We start from the raw sequence: 26865 nt of genomic DNA, 5'->3' as shown, positions 1-26865 counted from the left end.
AGAGATAGTCAATGCCATTGTCCCCTAACTCCTTCTACCTCCTTATAACTCCTTCTACCTCCCTCTACCTCACTATAACTCCATTGTACACAAAAGCTATTGTCTTAACTCCTGTACTCCTGTACTCCTGAACTCCTAAAACAACTCCTTAACTCCTAAAACAACTCCTGAACTCCTAAAAACAACCCCTGAAAACCGCCCCTTATCCGAGCAGCCTCCGGGCCATGTCGCGGCCAAGCGCCTCGCAGGCGGCGTGGGTGGCGGCGTCGAGGCTCTGGCGTATCTCCACGGGCGTGCCCACGGCCTCGTAGTGCAGGCGCGTGTCGTTCCACTCCTTTATCTTGGCCACGGCCTTGCCGGCCCAGGCGTAGCTGCCAAACCAGCCCATGCAGTGGTTCTTTATGTCCTTGCCGGCCAGCTCGGAGAGCAGCACCTCCATCTCGTGGTACAGCCCGGCGTTGTATGTCGGGGCGCCCACTATGAGTCCGCGGTAGCGGAACACGTCGCGTATGATGTACGAGTGGTGGGTCTTCGACACGTTGTACATCACGATGTCCTTCAGCCCGGCGCGGCTGGCGGCGGCGGCCACCACCTCGGCGGCGCGCTCGGTGTTGCCGTACATCGTGCCGTAGCATATCACCAGGCCGGGGTCGGTCTCATAGCGGCTCATGCGGTCGTAGAGCTTCACCACGCGGTCTATGTTCTCGTGCCACACGGGGCCGTGGGTCGAGCAGATGTAGTTTATCTGCAGCCCCGAGAGCTTCTTCAGGGCGTTCTGCACGGGGGTGCCATACTTGCCCACAATGTTCGAGTAGTAGCGCACCATCTCGAGCCAGAACTCGTCGCAGTTTATCTGCGAGTCGACCAGCCCGCCGTTCAGGGCGCCGAAGCAGCCGAAGGCGTCGCCCGAGAAGAGGGCGCCCGCCGACGTGTCAAACGTCACCATGGTCTCCGGCCAGTGCACCATGGGTATCATGGCAAAGCGCAGCTCGCGGCTGCCCAGGCTCAGCGTGTCGCCCTCCTTCACCAGGTGGGTGCCGTCGGCTATGCCGTAGAAGCCTTTCATCATGTCGAACGTCTTGCTGTTGCCTACAATCTTCAGGCCGGGGTAGTATTTCTTTATGAGCCCTATCGACCCGCTGTGGTCGGGCTCCATGTGGTTGATTACGAGGTAGTCTATCTGCCGGTCGCCTATCACCTCGCGTATGCGCTCAATGAAGGGCACGAAGAAGTCTACCTCGACGGTGTCTACAAGGCACACTTTCTCGTCCACTATGAGGTACGAGTTGTACGACACGCCGTTGGGCAGCGGCCACAGCCCCTCGAACAGGGCCTTGTTGCGGTCGTTCACGCCAACGTAGTAAATATTGTTTGTTATCTCTTGCATATATGTTTAAATGATGAATTATGGTTATCCTCTTGTCGTTTGCCTGTCGTTTGCATGCCGCCCCGCGGCCGCTATCAATCCATGCAGCTGACGGCTCAGGCCTGCCGCAGGGCGGCCTTCATCTGCCGCCCGAAGTCCTCGTCAACGTAGTTGCCTATGCTGCGGCAGCAGTTGGCGGCAAAGAGCTGGGCGCAGTGCATCACGCTGTCCCACTGGCCGTCGCTGAGGCCGGCATCGATGTCGGCGCGGGTGATGCCATACTTTATCAGCCCGTAGACGAAGCCGGCGTTGAAGTTGTCGCCAGCGCCTATGGTGCTCACCGTGTCGGTGTGCTCCACGGGGTAGTCGCGGCTCAGGCCGCCGGCACCCCTCAGGGCCACCGGGCCCGCCCCCTGGGTGCAGATGAAGTGCTTGCAGTAGAAGGATATCTCGCTGCGGTAGACGGTGTCGGGGTCCGACTTGCGGAACATCACGCCGAAGTCTTCGGTGCTGCCGCGCACTATGTCGGCATACTCCAGGTTCTCGAGTATGTTGGGCGTCACCTTGATGAGGTCGGTGCGGTGCGAGGCGCGGAAGTTGACGTCGTAGTAGAGTATGGCGCCGCGGCTGCGGGCATACTCTATGAACGCAACCACCTGGGGGCGTATCACGGGGTTGACGGCATAGAACGAGCCGAACATCACCACGTCGTCGGGGCCCACGTCGGGGTAGGCGAAGTCGAGCTGGTCGTGGGGGTGGTCTTTGTAGAAAATGTACTCGGCGCTGTTGTCGTCGCCAAGGAAGGCCAGCGATATGGGCGACTTGCTGTCGGGATATACGCTCACGTTGTCGGCGTTCACGCCGTTGGCCTTGAGGAACGACACTATCTTGCGGCCAACGCGGTCGTTGCCCGCCTCGCTGATGAACGTGGCGTCGACGCCCGAGCGGCCGAGCGATATCACGCCGTTAAACACTGAACCGCCCGGAACGGCGCCTATGGGCTGGTCGTTCTTGAAGATTATGTCGAGCACAGTCTCCCCTATTCCAACTACTTTACGCATACTGAATCCTTTCCAATCTGCAAATATCTGAATTTTTTGGCAAAACGGCAAGCAACGCGCCACTTTTTCACAAAAGTTAATTTTCAGCGATGGCCACGGGCGGGCGACGCCACGGGCGGCCGCGCACAAAAAAACATGCCGCCAACTTCGCCCTGTCGGGATTTTGCTGTATCTTTGCCGCCATTATGGAATACAACACGCTCACGCTGCCCAACGGGCTGCGCATCATACACCTGCCGTCGGCATCGCCGGTGGTCTACTGCGGCTACTGCATCGCGGCCGGCACGCGCGACGAGGGCCCGGGCCAAGAGGGCATGGCCCACTTCTGCGAGCACACCACGTTCAAGGGCACCGCACGGCGCAGGTCGTGGCACATCATCAACTGCCTCGAAAGCGTGGGGGGCGACCTCAACGCCTTCACCACCAAGGAAGACACCGTCTACCACGCCGCAATCCTGCGCGACCACTTCCCAAGGGCCGTCGACCTGCTCACCGACATCGTCTTCCACAGCCGATACCCGCAGCAGGAGGTGGAGAAGGAAATCGAGGTGATATGCGACGAGATTGAGAGCTACAACGACTCGCCGGCCGAGCTCATATACGACGAGTTCGACAGCCGCCTCTTCGCAGGCCACCCGCTCGGCCACAACATACTGGGGCGGGCCGAGAGGCTGCGCACGTTCACACCGGCCGACGCGCTCGCTTTCACGGCAAGGCTGTACAGGCCCGACAACGCCGTGTTCTTCGCATATGGCGACATCGACTTCCGCCGGGTGGCATGGCTGCTCCAGAAGGCCACGGCCGACTTCCCCCCGGCGGCGCCACGGGGGCCAAGGCCGTCGGGGCCAATGCCTGCCTACACACCCGGCGAGACCACGGCCGACAGGGCCACCCACCAGGCCCACGTCATGATAGGCACAAGGGCCTACAGCGCCCACGACGACAGGCGCATGGCCCTCTACCTGCTCAACAACATGCTTGGCGGACCGGGCATGAACGCAAGGCTCAACATAGCCCTGCGCGAGCGCAACGGACTGGTATACACCGTCGACAGCTCCATGGTGAGCTACTCCGACACCGGCTCGTGGTGCATCTACTTCGGGTGCGACACCCACGACGTGCAGCGTTGCCGCCGCCTGGTAAGGCGTGAGCTCGACCGAGTGATGCAGAAGCCACTCACCCCGACACAGCTCGCCGCCGCCAAGAAGCAGATAAAGGGGCAGATAGCCGTGGCATGCGACAGCCGCGAGAGCTTCGCCCTCGACTTCGCCAAGGGCTACCTCCACTACGGCCGCGAGAAAGACCCCGCCGAGCTCTTCGCCATGATCGACGCCATCACGCCAGCCGCCATACAGCAAGTGGCCCAAGAGCTCTTCGCCCCCGACAACCTCACCACCCTGATCTACGGCAAGCCCTGACAGACACGCCGGCAGCCGGGAAGGCCCCAACAACCCTCCCGGCTGCCAACCGCCCACTCAGCCAAATCAGAAAAGGGCACTCCCAGCTCCCCCAGCCCTCTCAGCTCTCCCAGCTCTCCCAGCTCTCTCAGCTCTCCCAGCTCTCCCAGCTCTCCCAGCTCTCCCAGCTCTCCCAGCACTCCCAGTTCTCCCAGCTCTCCCAGTTCCCCCAGCACTCCCAGCTCTCCCAGTCCTCCCAGCTCTCACAGCTCTCCCAGTCCTCCCAGCTCTCCCAGCTCTCTCAGTCCTCCCTGCTCTCCCTGTTCTCCCAGCCCTTTCTCTCTCGATGCCTGTCCGTGGTAGTGCCAACTGCAATATATTTCTATAAATATATTGCAGTTGGCACTTACCTACAGGTATCTGGCTCGCCCACAGCATTGCCACCATGCTCCATCCATCCGTTAACCATCTTTAACCGCCGCCACCACCATCGTGAACCATTTGTGCATAGCCGCCCCCTACCTTTGCACCACGACACCGGGGGCGCCGCAGCCCCCGGTGTAATTAACCCAAAATCAACGCAAGAAATGGAAAAAATCTATTACCAGCCGCGGCCATGCCAGGCCGCCATTGAAAGACACATGGCCCAAGAGGCCCGACTGACCAGGGAGGCGCGCCGCATCATGGCCGCCGACCTGGCCATGCTGCTCACAGGGGCATACCCCGGGGCGGCACGCTGCGAGGCCTCGGTGACCGACCTCATGGAGGCCGCCCACAACGCATACAGCGAGGGATGCCTGCGCCATGCCGACGGGCAGCCGCTCACCTTCAGGCAGATTGTCGAGCTGACATGCCGGCGCATGGGCATCGGCGTGCCGAGAAACCCCAGGAGCAGGGCCGCCAGGGCTGCCATGCGCAAGGGCATGAGGGGCAACTCGCTGCTCGAGTGCTACAGGCTGTGGCTGGCGGCCGGCGCCGACGGCAAAACGGGCCTCAGGAGACTGCAATACAGCCTCTGACGCCATGCAATACTTACCTAACCGACAAGCAAAACAATGATTGTGGAAAAAGCCATGGAAGACAACAAAATGCTGAGCGAGCACTTCTCGCTCGAAGAGATGACACGCTCGGGAGTGGCCATCAGGATGAGGATAGACAACAACCCCGACGAAGAGCAGGTGGAAAACATGAGGCAACTGTGCCGCAACGTGCTCGAACCCGTCAGGCGCCGGTTCGGCGTGACCCGAATCACCAGCGGATTCAGGAGCCAGGCCCTCAACGCCGCCGTGGGCGGGGCGCCCGACTCGCAGCACCTCCGTGGCGAGGCCGCCGACCTGCACATATCCAACATGGAGGTGGGGCGCAAGGTGTTCGACTTCATCAGGCTGCACACCGACTTCGACCAGCTGCTCTTCGAGCGCAGGATCAAGGGGGGCTACTGGTGGCTGCACGTGTCGTTCACCACCCGGCGGCCCAACCGCCACCAGGCGATGCTCGACTGGCGGTGAGAACGGGCCGGGGGCGTCAGCCCTCGGCCTTCACCACGTTGAGGTAGGGATAGGGTATCTCGATGCCCTCGCGGTCAAAGCGCTCCTTGACCGACTTGAGCAGGTCGCACTTCATCGTGAACGCGCCGCCGGGGGTGGCCGCCCAGGCCCAGGCCCTAAGCGTGATGGCCGAGTCGCCCAGGGCCATCACCCTGACCACCACCTGGGGCACGCCGGCCTTGCGGTCGGCCTCGCTGCGGTGGTCGGTTATCAGGGGGTGGCGCAGGGCCTCGTCGGCCATCAGGGCCATGGCGCGGTCAAGGTCGGTGCTGTAGGACACGCCCACCTCGACAAAGGCGCACGTGTCGGTCTCGCCATACGACGAGTTGACCACGGTGCTCGAGTTCATCTTGCTGTTGGGGATGAGTATCATGCGGTTCTCGGCGTTGCGTATCACCGTGTGGCGAAGCGTTATCTCGACCACCGTGCCGGTAACTATGTCGTCGACCATCACGAAGTCGCCTACCTTGAACGGGCGCGAGAAGATGATGAACAGGCCGCCAACGATGTTCGACAGGGCGTCCTGCGAGGCCAGGCCCACGGCCATGGCGCCGATGCCGGCACTGGCCAGTATCGAGTTGCTCACCTTCTCCATGCCCGGTATGAGCGACAGCACGGCAGCCGTGCCTATGATGTAGACCACGGCCACCACTATCTGCCTCACGAAACCGGCCTTGGTCTCGTCGATGGCCAGCTTGCCCTGGCGCCTGAGCGAGCGGCGGAAAAGGTACTTGATGAATGCCGTCACGGCGCGCACAAACAGGTAGATGACGGCTGCCTTAAGGCAGAACATGGCCACCCAGCGCAGCGAGAGGCCGAAGACGGTGGTGTCGAGGATTTCGTTCAGGTTCATTTCTTTGCTATTTAGCGCAGGCGCAACATTGCGTGCGGATGCAAAGGTAATAAAACTTCTGCACAAGCGGGCATGACGGGGGCGCCTTTTTTACGCGCTGTTCCGCTACGGGAGTGCCTGCGGGGAGCGCGGGGCAGGCCAAAAGGGGGATGTACCCCGAATTGTACCCCGCGGGGCTATTGACAGGGCGGTGCCCGCGACGTATCTTTGCAATGTCATCCGGCCGGTGGCAGCATAACTTTAATAATCAACAAAAACAAAAGAAAGGAAACAAGACTATGGCAGTACAGTACAAACTTTACCAGAACAACAACTCCAGGAGCAAGCAGTTCGGGAAATGGTATGCCAGGGCGGTGATGGTCGACACGGTCGACACCAACAGGCTGGCCGAGCAGATAGAGGCCAACTGCACGGTGAAGCGGGCCGACGTGCTCGCGGTGCTCAGCGAACTGGTGGTGGTCATGAAGCAGGAACTGCAGAGCTCGAAGAGGGTGAAGCTCGACCACTTCGGAACGTTCAAGCTCGGGCTGGCCACGGGGCCGAGCCCCTCGGCCAAGGAGTTCACCGCGGCGCAGAACGTGAAGGACATACACGTGCTCTTCCAGCCCGAACTGCACATCGACAAGAACGGCAGGCGCACGAAGTCGTTCATCGACGGGTGCAAGGTGTCGGAGCTGCCGGGCGGCAACGCCAAGGACGGAGGCGACGCCAAGGCCGACGAGTGACGACGGGCGCACGCGGCACAGCATCTTCAACCAACCGTAACAACTAAAGGGGAAAGGAGGCATTATACATGAAAAACAGCACCTGGCAAACAGTCATCAAGGTGATCATCGCCGTGGCCTCGGCTCTGCTCGGAGCACTGGGAGCCACCGCCGCAAAGGCGGCATTCTGATACCGGGGCTGCCCGAGGCAGCCTGACCAACCGGAAAACGAGGCCCCCGCCGCGAAGCTACCGGTGCACTCTCGTGCACGGAGCGCCCGCGGCGGGGGCCGCCCGCTTGGGCCACGGGCATGCAAAAAACTCACTTTTGAAGCCGGCAAAGGCGCGTATCTCGGAAAATATTTGTAAGTTTGCACACCGATAAGCAAACCACTACATACAATGGACGCAGACTTTGACATAAGGCAGGAGCATGTCTCGGCAGCCGAGCGCGAGTTTGAGAACGCCCTGCGCCCGCTGCGCTTCGGCGACTTCAGCGGGCAGCAGAAGGTGGTCGAAAACCTCGAGGTGTTCGTAGAGGCAGCCAAGTACCGCGGCGAACCGCTCGACCACACGCTGCTGCACGGGCCGCCGGGACTCGGCAAGACCACACTGAGCAACATCATTGCCAACGAGCTCGGGGTGGGATTCAAGATTACCAGCGGGCCGGTGCTCGACAAGCCCGGCGACCTGGCCGGCATACTCACCTCGCTCGAGCGCAACGACGTGCTCTTCATCGACGAGATACACCGGCTCTCGCCAGTGGTCGAAGAATACCTCTACTCGGCCATGGAAGACTACCGCATAGACATAATGATCGACAAAGGGCCATCGGCACGGTCGATACAGATAGACCTCAACCCGTTCACCCTCGTGGGGGCAACCACGCGCAGCGGACTGCTCACCGCGCCGCTCAGGGCACGCTTCGGCATCAACCTGCACCTGGAGTACTACGAGCCCGACACGCTCATGAAGATACTCAAGCGGTCGGCAGGCATACTCAACGTGCCCATCGACGACGAGGCCGCCATGGAGATAGCGCGACGCAGCCGCGGAACGCCACGAATAGCCAACGCCCTGCTCAGGAGGGTGCGCGACTTCGCGCAGGTGAAGGGCAACGGGCGCATAGACATCGACATAACCACGCTGTCGCTCTCGGCACTCAACATCGACAGCTTCGGCCTCGACGAGACCGACAACAAGATTCTGCTGGCCATCATCGACAAGTTCAAGGGAGGCCCCGTAGGGGTGTCAACCATAGCCACCGCCATAGGCGAAGACTCCGGCACGGTGGAAGAGGTATACGAGCCATTCCTCATCATGGAGGGATTCATCAAGCGGACGCCCCGGGGGCGCATGGCCACCGAACTGGCCTACCGCCACTTCGGGCGCAACCCCTACTCCGGCAACATCATGCAGCAATCGCTGTTCGACGACAAAATTTGAATTAAGGATGAAGGATTAAGGATTAAGGATTAAGGATGAAAAATGAAAAATTAAAGGTAAGGGGCGAAATCCGCTCGGGCCAATAGTCGCAGCCACAGGCTGTGCCCCCAGAGCTCCCAGACCTCCCAGCTCTCCCAGACCTCCCAGTCCTCCCAGCTCTCCCAGACCTCCCAGTCCTCCCAGCACTCCCAGTCCTCCCAGACCTCCCATCAAAAAACCATCCAACAATGAAAATAGGAATATTCGTAGGCAGCTTCGACCCATTCACCACCGGCCACCACGCCATAGTCCGCAGGGCCCTGCCCCTGTTCGACAAGATAGTCATCGGCGTCGGCATCAACGAGCGAAAGAAATACATGTACAGCACCCGGGTGAGGCTCCAGCATATAGAGGCCCTCTACGCCTCAGAGCCAAAGATAGAAGTAAAGTCATACAACGACCTCACCATCGACTTCGCCGGTCGCGAGGGCGCCCAGTTCATCATCAAGGGCGTGCGAAGCATCAAAGACTTCGAGTACGAGCGCGAGCAAGCCGACATCAACCGAAAGATAGGCGGTGTAGACACCATACTGCTCTACGCCGAGCCACAATACGAGAGCGTGTCGTCGAGCATGGTACGCGAACTGATACACTTCGGCAAAGACGCAAGCGAGTTCATACCCGTCCCGCCCCAAGAGCAGCACACCCCCAGGCAAGCAACATCAAAGTAACGATTATGATAACATACAACGCAGACGGCGTCAAGATGCCGTCAATAAAGAAACGAGAGACCACGGCATGGATAAAAGCCGTGGCCGGGCTATACGGCCGTCGCGTGGGCGAGATAGGCTACATGTTCGTCGGCGACGAGAAGATGCTCGAGGTCAACCGCGAGTACCTCGGCCACGACTACTACACCGACATCATCACATTCGACTACGACGAGGGCGACCGCATCAACGGCGACATCGTCATCAGCCTCGACACCGTAAGGTCAAACGCCGAGCTCTTCGGCAAGGAATACTCCGACGAGCTCCACCGCGTCATCATTCACGGCATCCTCCACCTCTGCGGCATCAACGACAAAGGCCCCGGCGAGCGCGAACAGATGGAGGCCGCCGAAAACCAAGCACTGGCCATGCTCAAATAGTCTACACCGGAAGCCCAGCAGGGCTTCCGGCCAACAGCCCAGCACTCCCAGTCCTCTCAGTCCTCCCAGCACTCCCAGCTCTCCCAGTCCTCCCAGCTCTCCCAGAAAAAAATCCGCCCCGGCCGCCCTCGATAGAGTGGCGGCCGGGGCGGAACCCCCGGGCTTGCTTCAGCCCATCACTTCACAATCACCTTCTTGGCAGAGCCGTCAGCATACTTCACAATGTTCAGGCCCTTCTGCGGCACATCCCTGCGGCGCCCGTCGAGCGAGTAGTAAGCCTCAACCTCCTGCTTACCAGCAGGGGCCACGCCGGAGATGCCGGCGTTAGTGCCGTCGTTGTGGAATATGATGTCCACCTTCGGGCCCATGGCCACAAGCTCATAGCCATAGATGGGGTAGCCGCCCACCTCGCCGGTCTGCACCTGGCGCATTGTCTTGAGCTGCACCGTGGCCTTGCATACGCCGGTAACCTCGGTATTGCCATATGCCGGCCTTATCACCCACTCCGTCAGCATGTCCTTCGTTGACCCGGCAGACACAATGCCGGCATCGGTGCTCAGCACATCGGTCACACTGCTTACTCCCTGGCACTTAGAGGGGAAGCATATCTGGAAAGTGCCACCGTCTATCTGCGTCACCTGGAAGTCAACGGCACAATAGACATCTCCCTCGGCCGTATTCTTCACCGACAAGCCGGACAGCACCATCGTGCCCATGTCCATGGGGTCAAGCCCCGGGATATTTATCAAGCTGTCGTGCTTCTCATACACCTCCCATGTTGTTCCGTCGGCCACCACAGCCCCGTCCTCGTCAACAAACTGGAAAACGTTTTCGGTCGGGGTGTAATCGCTCTGCGCAAAGGCCATCACACTGCCCATGATGGCTGCAGCACACAAAGTAAACAGTTTCTTCATAATGCTCTAACAAGTTTTGTTATTAATGTTTGATGTTCTCTCTTTTCTTATCTTACCCAATGGTTGTGTCCAAATATGAACCAAAACATTGCACTTTGTCACAAAAACAGGGCAAATTTATGAAAATAGCAGTAAAAGAGAATACACACAAGCGTTTTTTTATGTTTATTTAACCGCTGTGCCGCGCGCTGTGGCACAGCCCGCGCCAACCCGGGCGCCAACGGCCGGGCCTGCGGCCCAATGCCCACAACAAAAAACAGCCGGTCGACGTACGCGCGGTGAAAAACACCTGTGCGTACGGCGACCGGCTGTGAAACCCGGCACGGCAGCCGTCAGTCGTCCTCTTTTTCCAGCAGCCTGACGGCCTCGAGCACGATGGGATTCTGCTCGTTCATCACTGCGAAATACTCGCTCATGGTCCACAGGTCGCGAGCCACGAGCGCCTTGAGCTGCAGCCTCAGGTATGGCAGCGTGCGCTCCAGCTCGGCCGTGTCCTTGGGCTCGATGCCCTGGCGGCGCCCCTGGCTGATGATGCTGTCGGTGAGGGCACCGGGCACGGCATACGACTTGTTGAAGGCGGCAAACGTCTTGTAGGCAGACTTCAGCGACTTGCGGTGGCGGTCAACATAGTGCAGGTATGCGTTGAGCACTATGCTCTTGGCCGAGAGCTCGCGGTGCAGGCGTGTGTAAACGGTGGTGTCGAGCGGCACGAAGAGGTCGGGCATGATGCCGCCCCCGCCATACACGGTGCGGTGGCGGCGGAGGGTGTAGCACTTGAGCGAGTCGGCAAAGTGTATGCTGTCGGCATTGGTCAGCTCGCCGTGCTTCAGGCGGTTGTAAACGTCCATGGCGTAGTCCTTGGCGTCGCCCTTCACGTAGGGCTTCTGTATGCACCGGCCGGCCGGCGTGTAGTAGTGGGCCACGGTGAGGCGTATCATCGAACCGTCGGGCAGGTCGATGGGGCGCTGCACGAGGCCCTTGCCGAAGGTGCGGCGGCCCACCACGGTGCCGCGGTCCTGGTCTTGCAGCGCTCCGGTGACAATCTCGGCCGCCGAGGCCGTGTACTCGTTGACCAGGGCCACCACGCGGCCGCTGGTGAAGCTGCCGTCGCCCTTGGCCTTGTAGTCTACGCGGGGGGCCGCGCGGCCGGAGGTGTAGACGATGAGGTCGCCCTTGGCCAGGAACTCGTTGGCCACGTCGACGGCTGCCTGCAGGTAGCCGCCGCCGTTGTCCTGCAAGTCGAGCACGAGGCTCTCCATGCCTTCCTTGCGCAGCCGCTGCATGGCCGAGGTGAGCTCGGCGTGGGTGGTGGCGCCGAAGCTGCCTATGCGCACATACCCCACACCGGGACGTATGATGTAGGCGGCGTCGATGGTCTCGACGGGTATCTTGTCGCGGGTGACGGTGAACGACAGCCGGCCGGAGATGCCGCGCCTTGTCACGCCGAGGCGCACCTGTGTGCCCTTGGGGCCGCGCAGGCGCTTCATTATTTCCTCGCGGGGCATCTTGACGCCTGCTATGGCGGTGTCGTTGACTGTCACGATACGGTCGCCGGCAACGATGCCCACGCGCTCAGAAGGCCCTCCGCTGACGGGCTGGATGACGAGCAGGGTGTCTTCTATCATGTTGAACTGAACGCCTATGCCCTCGAAGTTGCCGGCCAGCGGTTCGTTGAGTGCCTTCACTTCCTTGGCCGTGGAGTATGATGAGTGGGGATCCAGCTTTTCTATCATGCCCCGTATGCCGTCTTCTACGAGCTTGTGCTCGTCGACGCTGTCTACGTATAGGCTGTTGATGGCTACCTCGGCTATCTGTAGCTTGCGCATAGGGCTGTCGGGCCCCATGTTTATCCGCAACTGGGCCGAGGCAAGAGATGGCAACAGCAGTGCGGCGGCTATTATCTTTTTTGATGGTTTCATTGGTTTCGTTTTAAGGAGTCTGAAGGAGTTGTTTTGGAGTTAGAAGGAGTTATTTGGGGAGTTAGAAGGAGTTATTTTGGAGTTAAGGAGTCAGGGAGTCAGGGAGTTAAGACAATAGTTTCGACTTATGGCCGCAACTATCCGCCGGCACGGCTTCCTCCCCTTTTCCCCCTTAATCATTAATACTTAATACTTCCCATTATCCCCCCTTAATCCTTAATCATTAATCACTTAATACTTAATCCTCTTCCTCCGGGCGGTCTTCCTCTATTACAAGGTTCTCTATGATAAAGTTCTGGCGCTCGGGCGTGTTCTTGCCCATGTAATATTCAAGCAGCTTCTGCACTTGGTCTGTCTTGTGCAGAGTGACCTGCTCGAGGCGCATGTCGGGCCCGATGAAGTGCTTGAACTCGTCGGGCGATATTTCGCCAAGACCCTTGAAGCGGGTTATCTCCGGGTCGGGGCCAAGGTCGGCAATGGCGCGCACCCTCTCGTCTTCAGTGTAGCAGTAGCGGGTGATGAAGTCTGTCTTCTTGCCCGCGTCGGCCCTGGCGTCGGCAGCGGCCACCACGGCGCGGTTCTTTATCTTGGTGCGCCTGTTGCGCACGCGGAACAGCGGTGTCTGGAGCACGTAGACATGGCCTTTCTTTATCAGGTCGGGGAAAAACTGCAGGAAGAAGGTGATGATGAGCAACCGTATGTGCATGCCGTCCACGTCGGCGTCGGTGGCCACAATCACCTTGTTGTAGCGCAGCGTGTCAAGGCCGTCCTCGATGTCGAGCGCGGCCTGCAGCAGGTTGAACTCCTCGTTTTCGTAAACCACCTTCTTGGTGAGCCCGAACGAGTTGAGGGGCTTGCCGCGCAGCGAGAAAACGGCTTGGGTGTTTACGTCGCGGCTCTTGGTGATGCTCCCGCTGGCCGAGTCGCCCTCGGTGATGAAGATGCAGCTCTCCTCCTTGCGGTCGTTCTTGGCGTCGCTGAAGTGTATGCGGCAGTCGCGCAGCTTGCGGTTGTGCAGGTTGGCCTTCTTGGCCCTCTCCCTGGCCAGCTTGGTCACCCCGGCCATGGCCTTGCGCTCCTTCTCGCTCTCCTGTATCTTCTGAAGCATGGCGTCGGCCACGTCGGCGTGCTTGTGCAGGTAGTTGTCCACCTCGGTCTTCACGAAGTCGCCCACATACTTGTTTATGCTCACCCCGCCGCCCGGCGCCATGGTGAGCGAACCGAGCTTTATCTTTGTCTGGCTCTCAAACATGGGCTCCTCCACGTTGATGGCTATGGCGGCCACGAGCCCGTTGCGTATGTCGGTGTACTCGAAGTTCTTGCCGTAGAACTCCTTGATGGTGCGGGCAATGTGCTCCTTGAACGCGCTCTGGTGGGTGCCTCCCTGCGTGGTGTGCTGTCCGTTGACAAACGAGTGGTACTCCTCGCCATACTGGTTGGTGTGGGTGAAGGCAATCTCGATGTCCTCGCCCGTCAGGTGTATGATGGGGTATATGCCGTCGGTGGTCATGGTGTCGTTGAGCAGGTCCTTGAGGCCGTGGCGGCTGAGTATGCGTCGGCCATTGTGCATTATTGCCAGCCCGGTGTTCAGGTAGGTGTAGTTGCGGAGCATCGTCTCCACGATGTCGGCGTGGAAGGAGTAGCCCGTGAACAGTGTGGCGTCAGGCTCGAAGAATATGTACGTGCCGTTCTCGTCGGTACTGTCCTCGGTGGAGTCTGAGGTGAGCACGCCACGCTCAAACGTGGCCCGGCGCACCTTTCCGTCGCGGTACGACCTCACCTCGAAGCGCGAGCTGAGCGCGTTGACGGCCTTGACGCCCACGCCGTTGAGCCCCACGCTCTTCTTGAAAGCCTTGGAGTCATACTTGCCGCCGGTGTTGAGCACGCTGACGGCCTCGATGAGCTTGCCCTGCGGTATGCCGCGGCCGTAGTCGCGCACGCTGACGCGGAGGTTGTCTTCGATGTCAACCTCTATGCGGTCGCCGGCGTGCATCTTGAACTCGTCGATGGAGTTGTCGATGACTTCCTTGAGAAGTACATAGATGCCGTCCTCGGGCAGCGAGCCGTCGCCAAGCCGCCCGATATACATGCCCGGCCTTGTCCGCACATGCTCCATGTCGGACAGGTGGCGTATGTTGTCGTCTGTGTATTCCACGGGCTGTTGCCCGCCATTTCCAATGATGTCTGTGTTTATGTCGTTTTCATTCATGCTTGCTGGTTATTTGATAGAGAAGGCTAATTGATGGGAGAGCTGGGAAGACTGGGAGCTCTGGGAGCTCTGAGAGTTCTGAGAGGGCTGGGAGTTCTGGGAGTGCTGAGAGTGCTGAGAGTGCTGTTTACGCCGCTCAATTTGTTTCAGAGCTCCCAGATCTCTCAGAGCTCCCAGAGCTCCCAAAGCCCCCAAAACTCCCAGTCCTCCCAGTCCTCTCACAATCCCTTCCTATAGCACCTCCGGCGCTTGTGTTGCACCTTGTCCAGATACTGCCACTGACTCTGCACGTTCTCGTTGGTCTCCATCTCCACCTGGCTCTCGCCCCACTTGAAGCCGTACTTCCTGTACCAAGGTATCAGGTCGGCAAACATCAGGGCGTTGGCCCCTTTCATGCGGTACTCAGGCAGCACGCCCATGAGCAGCAGGTCGACACCTTCGGTCTTGTGGAACTTCAGGGCCCGCAGCACGTGCCACCAGCCAAATGGCCACAGCCTGCCGTCACGGCACTTCTGGAATGCCCTCGACAGCGACGGGATGGTGATGCCCACACCCACCAGCTTGCGGTCGGCGTTCCAGTCTTCCACCAGGGTGATGAGGTTGAGGTCGGCCATGGGCAGGTACATGTCCACATACTGGTCTATCTGCCTCGGTGTGAGCTGCGAGTAACCGTAAAGGTCCTTGAATGTCTCGTTTATCACCTCGAATATCTTCTGGCCGTAGCCCTCGCGCAGCACCTCGCGGCGGGTGAGCTTCTTCACGTGCAGGTTGTAGCGCTGCTCAACCATACGGGCCACCTTGGTGTACTTGTCGGGTATCTCGTCGGGCACGAACATCTTGAACTCCACGTAGTCGTTGTCCTTCTCCCATCCGCCCATGGACTCGATGTGCTGCGGGTAGTAGGGGTAGTTGTATATGGTGGCCTGGGTGCCCAGCTGGTCGAAGCCTTCGGTCAGCATGCCCTCGGGGTCCATGTCGGTGAAGCCCAGCGGGCCCACTATCTCGGTCATGCCCCTCTCGCGGCCCCAGTCTTCGACAGCCTTCAACAGGGCCGACGACACCTCGCGGTCGTCGACAAAGTCAATCCAGCCGAAGCGCACGCTCTTGCGCTGCCAGCGCTCGTTGGCGCGGTTGTTGACGATGGCTGCCACGCGGCCCACCACGCGACCGTCTTTGTAGGCCAGGAAATAGTCTGCCTCGCAGAAGTCGAAAGCGGCGTTCTTGTTCCTCGACAGGGTGCGCAGCTCGTCGCTCCTAAGGTTGGGTACATCATAAGGGTCGCCCCGGTACAGGTCATAGTGAAACTGGATGAATTCCTCGAGGCCCTTGCGGTCGGCCACTTTTACAATTCTTACTGATGACATTTTGAAAGCAATGTTTACTTTTAAAACACGTGGCGCATGGGGAAGCTTGACGATTCCGCCGCGCCCACTGCAAAGGTAGGCATAAAAATCAAAAAGAGAAAGAAATATTTGGAAATTTCAACATTTTAGAGTATTTTTGTAGCCAAACAAGACGATTGCGAAACAACATCAAAATTTGGGACAATGAATAACAAGACTATGTTCGCGCTTGCTCTTGGCTTGCTCTTATCCGCACCGGCAATGGCGCAGGACAACGGCAACGAAGGGCTGAAATCCTACAATTTCGTGGAGGCGCAGGGCGGCATGCAGTTCACGCCCACCGATGCAAAGAACAGCAAGTTGATAACGCCGATGACATCGCTGTCGTTCGGAAGGTTTTTCGCCCCTGCCGTTGGAGCCAGGCTGCACGTGAGCGGATGGCAGGGCAAGAGCGGGTTCGAGAGGGCCGGGCTGAGCTCTTACTACAAGTGGAACTACATTACCACCGACATCGACCTGATGCTTAACCTCAACAAGCTTTTCAGCAAGAAAAACCACGCCGTCAACGCCATGCTCATCGGAGGTATCGGACTGAACACCTCGTGGGGCAACGACGAGGCCCTAAAGCTGGCCGACAACCCGGAGCTCAACATGCCATTCGCATGGGACGGCACCAGGCTGAGCCATAACATCAGGGCCGGAATAAGGCTTGAGACCGACGTGACGAAACCTGTGGGCGTGTCGCTCGAGGTGACGGCAAACAGCCTCGACGACAGGTTCAACTCGAAATACAACAACAGCGACGACTGGATGATAACGGCACAACTCGGCGTAAGCTTCCGCTTCGGCCACAAGTACAACCAGCGCAAGGCTGCGCCCGAACCCGCCCCGGAGCCCAAGCCGCAACCCACACCGGCGCCCAAGCCCCAGCCCACACCGGCACCGAAGCCTGAGCCAAAGCCAGAGCCCAAGCCCGAGACGCTGAAGGAGGAGGTGTTCTACCAGATACGCCAGTCCGACCCGGCAAAGGCTACCGAAGAGCTCAAGGCCGTGGCCGAGTTCATGAAGCGCAACCCCGAGGCCAAGGTGAGCATCACGGGATACGCCGACAAGGGAACCGGCAACGCCAGGATAAACAAGAAGTACTCGCAGGAGCGCACCAACAAGTTCAAGGACGAACTGGTGAAGAACTATGGCATCAATGCCTCACGGATAATCACCGACGCCAAGGGCGACACCGTGCAGCCGTTTGCCGACAACGACAAGAACCGCTGCGTAATAATCATCGGCCCGGTAAAGTGACACCGGAAAGGCAACACACTGGGGTCAGCCCCTGACCGGGGTGGCCTTTGAACACACGAGCAGGACGTGGGTCCTGTCTGCGAGGGTGGTGGCGAAGACATAAACGCCGCCACCCTCGCCCAGTTTCAGCCGGCGGCGCAACTCAGCCACAGTCAAGGGGAAGTTCCTCACAGCCACGTTGGCACGGCCGATGCCCGACAACGCCTCGCGCAACAATCGCTTGTTCATCGTCGTGGCCCGCTCTATCACAAAGCCGCGCCCCGGAAAGCCGTCAACGGGCCCGCCCGACACAAACAGGTGACTGTCGCGGCCCAGGGCTTTCACACCGAAGCGGCGCTCCAACAGCCCGAAGAAACCGGCTTTCATCACCGAGGCGTTGGGCTCGTAGACCATCATGCCCCGAAGCCCATCAAGACTTGCAACGCCGCAGGGCGTGGACGGCACGGGGCCTATCCCTGAGGCATCGAAAGCAAAGTCCGAGCCGTCGTTCACGCAGTGCACAGACAACCCGACGCCACAGCCCTTGCCCATCACAAGCAGCAGCTCCTTGCACTCGCCGCCCACCGACACGATGTGCACCTCGCCCACCTCGCCACCCATGTCGGCCACGGCCTTGCGCCAGTCGAGCATGGGCGACAGCTTCACCATCACACTGTCGGCCTTGGCAAGCATCGCGCCGCGCAGCGCGGCCACGTCGGGCGTGCAGTCGCTCACGGCAAAAGTGCGCCCGCCAACCGCATCACGGCGGGCAGGGTCAACATATATCAGGCCCGCCGGGCCCATGCGCTCCAGATATTCGGCGGAATCGGCGCACACCACCTCCGCCCGGCCAAGGCCCAGCAGCCCGAAATTGGCCGAGGCAATGGCACACAGCCCAGGCTGCCGCTCCACATACGTCGCCGACGCAAAGGCAGGAGCCATGAAGGCAAAGTCGACACCAAAGCCGCCAGTGAGGTCCACCAACCGCCCGCCGCCGGCCACCCTGCGTGCCACAGCAGCCTTGTATGCAGCAGCAGCCTCGCCCGAGCATTGCTCCATCGACAGGTGAGGCGGATATACAATGCCGTCAACGGCAGCCCACGACGGCAACTTGCGCCGCGCCATCTGCCGCCCGGCAATCTGGTCAAGGGCAAAAGGCATGTCCACCCCCGGATGCCGCCCGCCCTGCAAAGCCAGCCGGCGCACATCGTCACCGGCATGTTCATTGATAAATGATAAAGTTTCTTGATTCATGACAGTAGTTTTTGGTTTCAGAGCTCAAAGCCCCACCATCCGGTCTCCCAGAGCTCCCAGTCCTCCCAGAGCTCCCAGCACCCCCAGCACTCCCAGAGCTCCCTGCACTCCCAGTCCTCCCAGTCCTCCCAGCTCTCCTCACCCCCTCTTTCCCTTCCTGTATTCCAGTCTGGCCCGGGTCATCTGTTCCCTTATCCCCCCTTCCTCCAGGAATCGTTTCTTGGCGGTATCGATAAGCCTGGCCAGCAGATAGTCAGCCTGGTGGATGAGCACAATGGCAATGTTAGCAATAGCCCCGGGCGAGCGCCCCTCCATCCGCTCACGGTAGAAAGCCGAGTCAGGGTGCTCCCTGCACACCCTCCTCGTCTGCACAGCCTTTGGCGATTCCTTGTGCCACAGCTCAAGGTTGCGCACACGCAGATAGTCAGCATAGTCGGCCAGCAACTCCTGCAGACTGGCCTTGGCCACATTGTACAGCTTGATTTCAGTTCTCTCGCGATGCCGTTGCCGCCGCACTGCCCTCCACAATGTTCTGTTTGCCGCTGCGTGCAGCCTGCAACATCTGGTCAACCGTCCGGTCTCCCTTGGAAAGATAGTGGTTTACAAAAAAGTAAGTGACATCATATATACACTCAGCCTTCTTGTAAGCTATCAGCTCCTCATAATGTCCCAACTGCGGTAAGAAAGCATTCGGCATAAGACATTGATTTCGTTAACATTAAGATTGTCAGACACAATATGCAAATATAGCCAAAATCAAGCAACAGCAAAGCTTTTTTCTTTAGAAAATACGCCCAAGCCACAAAAACCATACAAATAAGCCAATAAAAGAAAAGCCAAGACGAATTTGCCTTGCGGCATAACGCCATAAAGCTGCATTTTAATGATGAGGTAGCCAGCTCTCCCAGTCCTCCCAGCACTCCCAGCACTCCCAGCACTCCCAGTCCTCCCAGCTCTCCCAGCTCTCCCAGTCCTCCCAGCTCTCCCATCACTCTCACCCTTCCCTCAGCCTCCTCTCAAAAGCCATCCTATAAAGCACCCCGGCGCACGTCAGGCACACCGGGAAAGCCCACCACACCCCCACCAGGCCATACCCCAGCCTTATGCCAAGAAACCAGCCAAGCGGCAGCGACACAATGAAATAAGAGAAAAAGGCAATATACATCATAGGCTTTACGTGCGCCATGCCGCGCAAGGCGTTGGCAAACGTGCACTGCAACCCGTCGCCAAACTGATAAGCCATGAGCGGTATCACCGTCTGGGCCACCAGGGCACACACCTCACCACTGTCGGTGAACCAAAGGCTCAGCTGACCGCGCAACAGGAATATGGGCACAGCCACCACACAAGCAATGACAAGGATTATGCGGAAACCGGCCGACGCCGTGGCCCGCGCCGCCGACAGGTCGCCCTGCCCCCTGAAGTAACTCACGCGCACGGCCACGGCTGCCCCCATGCCGTAGTACACCATGTAGAACAGCTGCGACACCGTGAGCATCACCTGGTGGGCGGCGAGCGCCGTGGTACCTATCCAACCCACCAGTATCGCCGAGAGCGAGAATGCAGCCGACTCCATGCCCATCTGCAAGGCCAGAGGCCAACCCAGGGCGTTGACACGCCACAACAGATGCCTGTCGAGGCCGCCTGCACGGAACCCCTCGCTGTAGGCCGAACACCGCGGTGAGAAAAAGAACAGCAGGGCGAAGGCCGCGGCCATGCCCACGCGGGATACCAGCGTCGAGATGCCGGCACCAAGCAGCCCAAGCTCAGGGAACGGCCCTACACCGTATATGAGAAGCCAGTTGCCTGCAATGTTCACCACATTGCCGCCAACAAGCACGACCATGGGGGTCTTCGTGTCACCCACGGCATCGAAAAACTGCTTGAAAGTGTTCATCCAGCACACAAAAGGGAGCGAAACCATGTTAACCAACAGATAAGGGCGCATCAGCGGCAACAGTTCGTCGGGCTGGCCCAACAGGTGAAGCCCAAAGTAAAGGCCCGACAGCACAACAAGCAGCAGCACCGCCAGCAGCGTACTGCCCACAAGCCCGGCGCGCACCGTGGCCCCTATGGCCGCCGTCTCGCCACGCCCGTGACTGTAGCCCACCAAGGGCGTCAGACCGTACGAGAATCCCATGGCAAAGATAACGAAAAGCATGAACATGGTGTTTACAAAACTGGCTGCCGCCAGCTCTTCCATGCTGTGGTGCCCCACCATGAGCGTGTCGGCAAAACCGAGCACGATGTTGCCTATCTGCCCTACAACAATTGGCACCCCAAGCGAAATCAAAGGCGAATAATGCCTCGAGAAAGCATATTTCATCATAGCGGGCGCAAAGTTAGCACAATGACACCAAACAGGCAAGCCACTGCGCGTTTTTTAGGCTGGAAGGACAATAAAGAGCCATGGGCCAACGCCGCCACACAGATGTTTTTAGCCACAGACCGTCCCAAGGCAACATGGGGGATAGTCGTGGCTCGTTGCCATCTGCAATAAAAAATCCCCGCCGCGGAACGATGTCCGCAGCGGGGAAAGCACCATATATAACTTAAAAACCCAGTCAAGAAAACCACGCCTTACCATCATGGCTCAGGCCAAAAGGCCATGGCGTCAACCAATCTCAATCTTGCGGCAGGCCTTCTTGGCAGCCTCCTCGCATTTAGGCAGGTCGATGGTAAGCACGCCATTGTCGACATGCGCAGCCACCTTGTCCTTCACCACGTCGTCGGGCAACAGCAGCGTCTGCTCATACTTGCTGTAAGCGAACTCACGGCGCAGGTAGTGCTCCTTCTTGTCCTCATCCTTTTTCTCGGCCTTGCTCTCCATCTTGATGTGCAGGTTGCCGTCATCGTCGATGTTGACCTCAAAGTCTTCCTTCTTCAATCCCGGCGCAGCCACCTCAACCACGTAAGCCTTGTCGGTCTCCTTCACGTTGATGGCCGGTGCCGTAGCCTTGGTGCGCGGCATGAAGTCGGTGTCAAAGAAATCACTGAACACATCAGGTATCCATGAGTTTCTGTTCAATACTGGTAACATAATCAATCCTCCTATTTTTTGTTTTGTCCTTTATTGTTAATGTAGCGGCCCCGGCAGCCCAACCATACGGCCCGGCCCCTCGGCCTGCTGGAAGCCCTCGCTTTTGCTCGCAACTCCCGATAACGTAAGTGCAACTAACGTGCCACCCGACAAAAACACGCCAAACCCCGACAAACAATGACAAATAGTCAGCAAAGATTAAAATAATTAAGCTTTGGTGACAAGAAGACTGGGAGGGCTGGGAGAGCTGAGAGGACTGGGAGTTCTGGGAGTACTGAGAGTACTGCCACAACAATTCTACAGTTCAGAGCTCTCAGCTCTCCCAGAACTCCCAGCTCTCCCAGAACTCCCAGTACTCCCAGAGCTCCCAGAGCTCCCAGAACTCCCAGCACTCCCAGAACTCCCAGCACTCCCAGTCCTCCCAGCTCTCTCAGCCAATCACCTTCTCCGGCAGCTTCGGCATAGCTCCGCTTTGAGTGCACACATATGCCGATACATCCACAGCCACCTTGTGGGCCTCTTCCACAGCCATGCCGCGCAGCATGGCGGCGCAGAACGCCCCCGTAAACGAGTCGCCTGCCCCCACAGTGTCAACCACCTCCACGCGCGGCGTGGCCTGAAACGACACATGCCCAGGCGTAAACACATAGCTGCCATTGACGCCACAGGTAAGCACAAGCATGTCAAGATTGTACTTGCCGAGCATCAGCCTGCACTTGCCCTGCATGTCAAGGCCTGGGTATCCGAACAGCCTGCCAATGGCCACCAGCTCCTCGTCGTTTATCTTCAGCACGTTGCAGCGGCGAAAAGAGTCGCTCAGCACCTCGGCAGAATAGAAGTGCTGCCTCAGGTTGACATCGAATATCTTAAGCCGCCCGCCGCCGTCGGGCATGGCGTCGAGAAAACGGTTTATCGTCTCGCGCGACACCACGTTTCGCTGCGCAAGCGACCCCCAGCACACCGCACGGCAGTTGGCTGCCACGTCGGCCAGCTCGGGCGTAAACGGAATGTTGTCCCAAGCCACGTTCTCGCGTATGTCGTATGCCGGTATGCCGTTGGCGTCGAGCGTCACCGTCACCGTACCCGTGGGATAAGGCACGCGCGCCATGCTGTAGACAAGCCCACGGCTGTCGAGGGCGGCCAGGGTCTCGTCGCCCAGCCTGTCGTCGCCAACGGCGCTCACGGCCATAGAGTTGAAGCCAAACTGGCTCGTGTGGTAAGCAAAGTTGGCCGGCGCCCCGCCGAGCTTCTTGCCGTCGGGAAGCACATCCCACAGTGCCTCGCCGAGCCCCACGATGAAATTGTCTGATCTATCCATTCCTTATATCATTTTTTAAAACATCCCAACCAAAGCCCGGACACGAAGGCGCAAACCACGAAAATACGGGGCACAACATCAGAAAAGAGGTCTTCATTCACGGCATATCTTGCCTAATTCCGCATCCGGTGCTGAAAGCGCATGCAAACTTATAAATATTTTTTCAAACACAACGCTCAATCAGAGGCAAACCGTTTTTAGGCGACAACTGGCGGAAGGGTGCAAAACGGGCCGCAGGGAGGCTTGAAACGGGCCATACGGCGGCGCGGAACGGGCCGCGTGGCGCATTGGCCGGGCGGCGGCAGAAAGCGCCCCACGTGGCGCGGAAACGGCCTCTGCGGCCGTGCGGACGGACGGTTGCTGCAGCAGGCCGTGCGGCAGGCCGCCCCGGGCAACGGCCCCGGGCCCTGGCCTCAGAGACAGGACTGGCATAGGGTGGCGGCGCACGCTGCAGTCACCGCCCCTGGGTTGAGGGCACGGAAAAGCCCCGCTGGGCATCTCTGCTCGGCGGGGCCGTAAAAAGACATTATCAAAGTAAATTATTGATTGCCTGCATTATGGCTCGACACAGCCAATCAGTCGGCCAGCTTGGCCTTGATGAACTCGCGGTTCAGGCGGGCGATGTTGGCAATCGACTCGTTCTTCGGGCACTCGGCCTCGCATGCGCGGGTGTTGGTGCAGTTGCCGAAGCCCAGCTCCTCCATCTTCATTATCATGGCCTTTACGCGCTTTGCGGCCTCGGGGCGTCCCTGGGGCAGCAGTGCGAGCTGGCTCACCTTTGAGCTGACGAAGAGCATTGCCGAGCCGTTCTTGCATGCTGCCACACATGCGCCGCAGCCGATGCACGTGGCGCAGTCCATGGCCTCGTCGGCGTCTTCCTTCGGTATGAGGATGGCGTTGGCGTCTTGCGGCTGCCCTGTGCGCACGGTGACGTATCCCCCGGCCTGTATTATCTTGTCGAACGCGGAGCGGTCAACCATGCAGTCCTTGATGACGGGGAACGCCGCCGAGCGCCACGGCTCTACGGTGATGACGTCGCCGTCGTGGAACTTGCGCATGTACAGCTGGCATGTCGTGGCGCCTGTGTTGGGGCCGTGCGGGTGGCCGTTGATGTACAGGGAGCACATGCCGCATATACCCTCGCGGCAGTCGTGGTCGAAGACGAACGGCTCCTTGCCCTCTTCGATGAGCTGCTCGTTGAGAATGTCGAGCATCTCGAGGAAGGAGGTGTCGTCGGGTATGTCCTTCATCTCGCGTGTGTCGAAGTGACCCTCGGCCTTGGGGCCGTTCTGGCGCCAGAATCTCAGGGTGAATGAAATGTTTGCCATATCTATTAGTCCTTATAATTTCTCGTTTGTACTTTTATTGCCTCATACTCCAGCGGCTCCTTGATGAGCTCGGGGGCCTTCTCGTCGCTGCCCTGGTACTCCCAGCAGCCCACGTAGAAGTAGTTCTCGTCGTCGCGCTTGGCCTCGCCCTCCTCGGTCTGGTACTCCTCGCGGAAGTGGCCTCCGCACGACTCGTTGCGCGACAGCGCGTCGTATGCGATGAGCTCGCCCATGGTGATGAAGTCGCGCAGGTGTATGGCCTTGTCGAGCTCGGTGTTGAGCCCTTCCTTGGTTCCGGGTATGAAGAGGTTGGTTTCGAACTCCTTGCGCAGCTTCTTTATCTTGTCGAGTCCGGTCTTCAGGCCCTCGGCCGTGCGGCCCATGCCCACGTACTCCCACATGATGTGGCCCAGCTCCTTGTGTATGGAGTCTACCGAGCGCTTGCCGTGGATGCCCATGAGGCGGTCTATCTCGGCGCCTACGGCCTTCTCGGCCTCTGCGAACTCGGGCAGGTCGGTGCTCAGGCGCGGCCATATCTTCTGGTCGGCCAGGTAGTTCTGTATAGTGTACGGCAGCACGAAGTAGCCGTCGGCCAGTCCCTGCATGAGGGCCGATGCACCGAGGCGGTTGGCGCCGTGGTCAGAGAAGTTGCACTCGCCGATGGCGAAGAGGCCCGGTATGGTGGTCATGAGCTCGTAGTCCACCCAGATGCCTCCCATGGTGTAGTGTATGGCGGGGTATATCATCATCGGGTTGTAGTACTTCACGCCGTTGATTTCGTTGGCCAGCTCTCCGGGGTTGACGTCGGTTATCTCCTCATACATGTCGAAGAGGTTGCCGTAGCGCTGCAGCACCACGTCGATGCCCAGGCGCTCGATGCTCTCGGAGAAGTCGAGGAACACGGCGCGTCCGGTGTTGTTCACGCCGAAGCCCTTGTCGCAGCGCTCCTTGGCTGCGCGGCTGGCCACGTCGCGGGGCACGAGGTTGCCGAATGCCGGGTAGCGGCGCTCGAGGTAGTAGTCGCGGTCTTCCTCAGGGATGTCGCTGCCCTTCTTGGTGCCTGCCTGCAGTGCCTTGGCGTCTTCAATCTTCTTGGGCACCCAGATGCGGCCGTCGTTGCGCAGCGACTCTGACATGAGCGTGAGCTTCGACTGCTTGTCGCCGTGCACGGGTATGCAGGTGGGGTGTATCTGCACGTATGACGGGTTGGCGAAGTATGCGCCCTTGCGGTAGCATGCCATGGCTGCCGAGCAGTTGCAGCCCATGGCGTTTGTCGACAGGAAGTAGGTGTTGCCGTATCCTCCGGTGGCTATCACCACGGCGTTGGCCGAGAAGCGCTCGAGCTTTCCGCTGACGAGGTTCTTGGCGATGATGCCGCGTGCGCGCCCGTCGACAACCACCACGTCTTCCATCTCATAGCGCGTGTAGAGCTTCACGCGGCCGGCGTGTATCTGGCAGCTCAGCGCCGAGTAGGCCCCGAGGAGCAGCTGCTGGCCCGTCTGGCCCTTGGCGTAGAACGTGCGCGACACCTGGGCTCCGCCGAACGAGCGGTTGGCGAGCATGCCGCCGTACTCGCGGGCGAAGGGCACGCCCTGGGCCACGCACTGGTCGATGATGTTGTTAGACACCTCGGCCAGGCGGTAAACGTTGGCCTCGCGGGCGCGGTAGTCGCCGCCCTTCACGGTGTCGTAGAACAGGCGGTAAACCGAGTCGCCGTCGTTCTGGTAGTTCTTGGCTGCGTTTATTCCTCCCTGTGCAGCTATGGAGTGCGCGCGGCGCGGTGAGTCTTGTATGCAGAAGTTCAGCACGTTGAAGCCCATCTCGCCGAGCGAGGCGGCTGCGCTGGCGCCGGCCAGGCCCGTGCCCACCACGATGACGTCGAGCTTCAGCTTGTTCTTGGGGTTCACCAGGCGCTGGTGAGCCTTATAGTTGGTCCATTTCTCGGCCACGGGGCCTTCAGGAATCCTTGAATCTAATTGTTTAGCCATAACCTTTGGAATTATGAATGTGATTTATGATTTAAGATTTTAATAACATACGCCACACAGGCTGGGGGCTATGCCGAAGGCGAACGCGAGCACCACGACGAGGAATCCCAGCATGAGCAGGGTGGAATAAACGAGGCCGATGACCTTCCAGCGGGTGAACCACACCTTGCCGTTCCATCCGAAGGTCTGCATGGCGCTCCAGAATCCGTGGGAGAGGTGGAACCAGATGGCGACAATCCACACGATGTAGAGCACAACGTAAACAGGGTTGGCAAACGTGTCCACGATGTAGGCGAAGCCGTCGGCCGGGTCGTGTGCCACGCTGATGCCTGTGAGCTCGGCGAACATCATGTTGTACCAGAAGTTGAACAGGTGGAGCAGCAGGCCGAGCAGCACGATGATGCCCAGCACAAGCATGTTCTGCGAAGCCCACTCAACCTTGGCGGGGCGCGTGGTGACGGCGTAGCGCTCGCCTCCGCGGGCCTTGAGGTTCTGCATCGTCAGCATGAAGGCGTAGACGATGTGGATGATGGCCAGGGCTGCCAGAGCCACTGTGGCCACAAGAGCGTACCAGTTGGCGCCCAGGAACTCACAAACCATGTTGTAGCCTTCTCCCGAGAAGAGGGCCACGATGTTCATTGACATGTGGAATGTCAGGAATAGAATAAGCGCGACGCCGGTAACCGACATCACCACCTTTCTACCGATAGATGAATTGATTAACCACATAAATGATTGAAATTAAATTATTTAACTGTTAGAAATAAAA

The 26865-nt window shown here is 59.3% G+C and carries 25 protein-coding genes; 9 read left to right on the top strand and 16 right to left on the bottom strand.

Annotated features, from left to right (window positions below; genetic code table 11):
* Positions 1-202 precede the first annotated feature (202 nt).
* Both M3089_RS02595 and M3089_RS02590 read right to left on the bottom strand, forming a co-directional pair.
* Positions 203-1387, bottom strand: a complete 1185-nt coding sequence (locus M3089_RS02595) for an FprA family A-type flavoprotein (RefSeq protein WP_205106775.1) — start codon at positions 1385-1387, stop codon at positions 203-205.
* A gap of 95 nt (positions 1388-1482) precedes the next feature.
* Complete coding sequence (locus M3089_RS02590) at positions 1483-2427, bottom strand: carbohydrate kinase family protein (protein ID WP_205106777.1); 945 nt, start codon at positions 2425-2427, stop codon at positions 1483-1485.
* A gap of 185 nt (positions 2428-2612) precedes the next feature.
* Between M3089_RS02590 and M3089_RS02585 the strand changes: the two genes are divergently transcribed.
* From M3089_RS02585 to M3089_RS02575, 3 genes are all read left to right on the top strand, one after another.
* Entirely contained in the window at positions 2613-3845 is a 1233-nt protein-coding gene (locus M3089_RS02585; protein ID WP_249081559.1) for a M16 family metallopeptidase, read from the top strand.
* A gap of 566 nt (positions 3846-4411) precedes the next feature.
* Positions 4412-4843 carry a hypothetical protein gene (locus tag M3089_RS02580; protein WP_249081558.1) on the top strand — a complete coding sequence of 144 codons (432 nt, stop codon included), beginning with the start codon at positions 4412-4414 and terminating at the stop codon, positions 4841-4843.
* Positions 4844-4897: 54 nt separating this feature from the next.
* Positions 4898-5332, top strand: a complete 435-nt coding sequence (locus tag M3089_RS02575; protein WP_205106783.1) for a D-Ala-D-Ala carboxypeptidase family metallohydrolase — start codon at positions 4898-4900, stop codon at positions 5330-5332.
* A 16-nt stretch (positions 5333-5348) separates the two neighbouring features.
* On the opposite strand, the gene M3089_RS02570 is transcribed toward M3089_RS02575, so the two are convergent.
* On the bottom strand, positions 5349-6224 hold the full coding sequence (locus M3089_RS02570) for a mechanosensitive ion channel family protein (protein ID WP_249081557.1): 876 nt from the start codon (positions 6222-6224) through the stop codon (positions 5349-5351).
* Positions 6225-6502: 278 nt separating this feature from the next.
* Here M3089_RS02570 and M3089_RS02565 point away from each other — a divergent pair, with 278 nt between their 5' ends.
* From M3089_RS02565 to ybeY, 5 genes are all read left to right on the top strand, one after another.
* The gene (locus M3089_RS02565; protein ID WP_205106787.1) at positions 6503-6949 is read left to right on the top strand and encodes an HU family DNA-binding protein; all 447 of its coding nucleotides are present in this window, start codon (positions 6503-6505) and stop codon (positions 6947-6949) included.
* 68 nt (positions 6950-7017) lie between these two features.
* Positions 7018-7119, top strand: a complete 102-nt coding sequence (locus M3089_RS02560) for a smalltalk protein (protein WP_249081556.1) — start codon at positions 7018-7020, stop codon at positions 7117-7119.
* Positions 7120-7329: 210 nt separating this feature from the next.
* On the top strand, positions 7330-8373 hold the full coding sequence (gene ruvB / locus M3089_RS02555; protein ID WP_205106791.1) for a Holliday junction branch migration DNA helicase RuvB: 1044 nt from the start codon (positions 7330-7332) through the stop codon (positions 8371-8373).
* A gap of 227 nt (positions 8374-8600) precedes the next feature.
* A complete protein-coding gene (coaD, locus tag M3089_RS02550; protein ID WP_205106793.1) occupies positions 8601-9083 on the top strand; it encodes a pantetheine-phosphate adenylyltransferase in 483 nt (160 codons plus the stop codon).
* Between the two features lie 5 nt (positions 9084-9088).
* Positions 9089-9502, top strand: a complete 414-nt coding sequence (ybeY, locus tag M3089_RS02545) for an rRNA maturation RNase YbeY (RefSeq protein ID WP_205106795.1) — start codon at positions 9089-9091, stop codon at positions 9500-9502.
* A gap of 176 nt (positions 9503-9678) precedes the next feature.
* Here ybeY and M3089_RS02540 read toward each other — a convergent pair whose 3' ends face one another.
* From M3089_RS02540 to M3089_RS02525, 4 genes are all read right to left on the bottom strand, one after another.
* Positions 9679-10416, bottom strand: coding sequence for a hypothetical protein (locus tag M3089_RS02540; protein ID WP_249081555.1), 738 nt, complete (start codon positions 10414-10416; stop codon positions 9679-9681).
* A gap of 332 nt (positions 10417-10748) precedes the next feature.
* A complete protein-coding gene (locus M3089_RS02535; protein ID WP_249081554.1) occupies positions 10749-12335 on the bottom strand; it encodes a S41 family peptidase in 1587 nt (528 codons plus the stop codon).
* A gap of 238 nt (positions 12336-12573) precedes the next feature.
* Positions 12574-14544 (bottom strand): DNA topoisomerase IV subunit B, encoded by a 1971-nt coding sequence (locus M3089_RS02530; RefSeq protein ID WP_205106801.1) that lies wholly within the window; start codon positions 14542-14544, stop codon positions 12574-12576.
* Positions 14545-14762: 218 nt separating this feature from the next.
* Entirely contained in the window at positions 14763-15908 is a 1146-nt protein-coding gene (locus M3089_RS02525; protein ID WP_249081553.1) for an N-acetyltransferase, read from the bottom strand.
* Between the two features lie 183 nt (positions 15909-16091).
* Between M3089_RS02525 and M3089_RS02520 the strand changes: the two genes are divergently transcribed.
* Positions 16092-17189: an OmpA family protein gene (locus tag M3089_RS02520; protein WP_249081552.1), complete on the top strand. Its 1098-nt coding sequence runs from the start codon at positions 16092-16094 to the stop codon at positions 17187-17189.
* A 24-nt stretch (positions 17190-17213) separates the two neighbouring features.
* Here the strand turns inward: M3089_RS02520 and M3089_RS02515 are convergent, their stop codons facing one another.
* The 9 genes from M3089_RS02515 to M3089_RS02475 all read right to left on the bottom strand — a co-directional run bounded on the left by M3089_RS02515 (position 17214) and on the right by M3089_RS02475 (position 26825).
* The gene (locus M3089_RS02515) at positions 17214-18422 is read right to left on the bottom strand and encodes a THUMP-like domain-containing protein (protein WP_249081551.1); all 1209 of its coding nucleotides are present in this window, start codon (positions 18420-18422) and stop codon (positions 17214-17216) included.
* Between the two features lie 138 nt (positions 18423-18560).
* On the bottom strand, positions 18561-18890 hold the full coding sequence (locus M3089_RS15855) for a four helix bundle suffix domain-containing protein (protein WP_317236387.1): 330 nt from the start codon (positions 18888-18890) through the stop codon (positions 18561-18563).
* A gap of 16 nt (positions 18891-18906) precedes the next feature.
* Complete coding sequence (locus M3089_RS15850) at positions 18907-19119, bottom strand: hypothetical protein (RefSeq protein WP_317236386.1); 213 nt, start codon at positions 19117-19119, stop codon at positions 18907-18909.
* 297 nt (positions 19120-19416) lie between these two features.
* Complete coding sequence (locus M3089_RS02500) at positions 19417-20748, bottom strand: MATE family efflux transporter (RefSeq protein WP_249081603.1); 1332 nt, start codon at positions 20746-20748, stop codon at positions 19417-19419.
* A gap of 288 nt (positions 20749-21036) precedes the next feature.
* A complete protein-coding gene (locus M3089_RS02495) occupies positions 21037-21462 on the bottom strand; it encodes an Hsp20/alpha crystallin family protein (protein ID WP_205106815.1) in 426 nt (141 codons plus the stop codon).
* Positions 21463-21892: 430 nt separating this feature from the next.
* Positions 21893-22780 carry a carbohydrate kinase family protein gene (locus tag M3089_RS02490; protein ID WP_249081549.1) on the bottom strand — a complete coding sequence of 296 codons (888 nt, stop codon included), beginning with the start codon at positions 22778-22780 and terminating at the stop codon, positions 21893-21895.
* 575 nt (positions 22781-23355) lie between these two features.
* Positions 23356-24108 (bottom strand): succinate dehydrogenase/fumarate reductase iron-sulfur subunit, encoded by a 753-nt coding sequence (locus M3089_RS02485; RefSeq protein ID WP_205106819.1) that lies wholly within the window; start codon positions 24106-24108, stop codon positions 23356-23358.
* A gap of 5 nt (positions 24109-24113) precedes the next feature.
* Positions 24114-26096 (bottom strand): fumarate reductase/succinate dehydrogenase flavoprotein subunit, encoded by a 1983-nt coding sequence (locus M3089_RS02480; protein ID WP_205106821.1) that lies wholly within the window; start codon positions 26094-26096, stop codon positions 24114-24116.
* Positions 26097-26135: 39 nt separating this feature from the next.
* Positions 26136-26825, bottom strand: coding sequence for a succinate dehydrogenase/fumarate reductase cytochrome b subunit (locus M3089_RS02475; protein WP_205106823.1), 690 nt, complete (start codon positions 26823-26825; stop codon positions 26136-26138).
* Between the last annotated feature and the right edge of the window lie 40 nt (positions 26826-26865).

The organism is Marseilla massiliensis, assembly GCF_023336985.1.
Lineage (GTDB): Bacteria > Bacteroidota > Bacteroidia > Bacteroidales > Bacteroidaceae > Prevotella > Prevotella intestinigallinarum.
The sequence above is the reverse complement of the archived record's forward strand: the minus strand, read 5'-3'. Positions and strand labels throughout refer to the sequence as shown.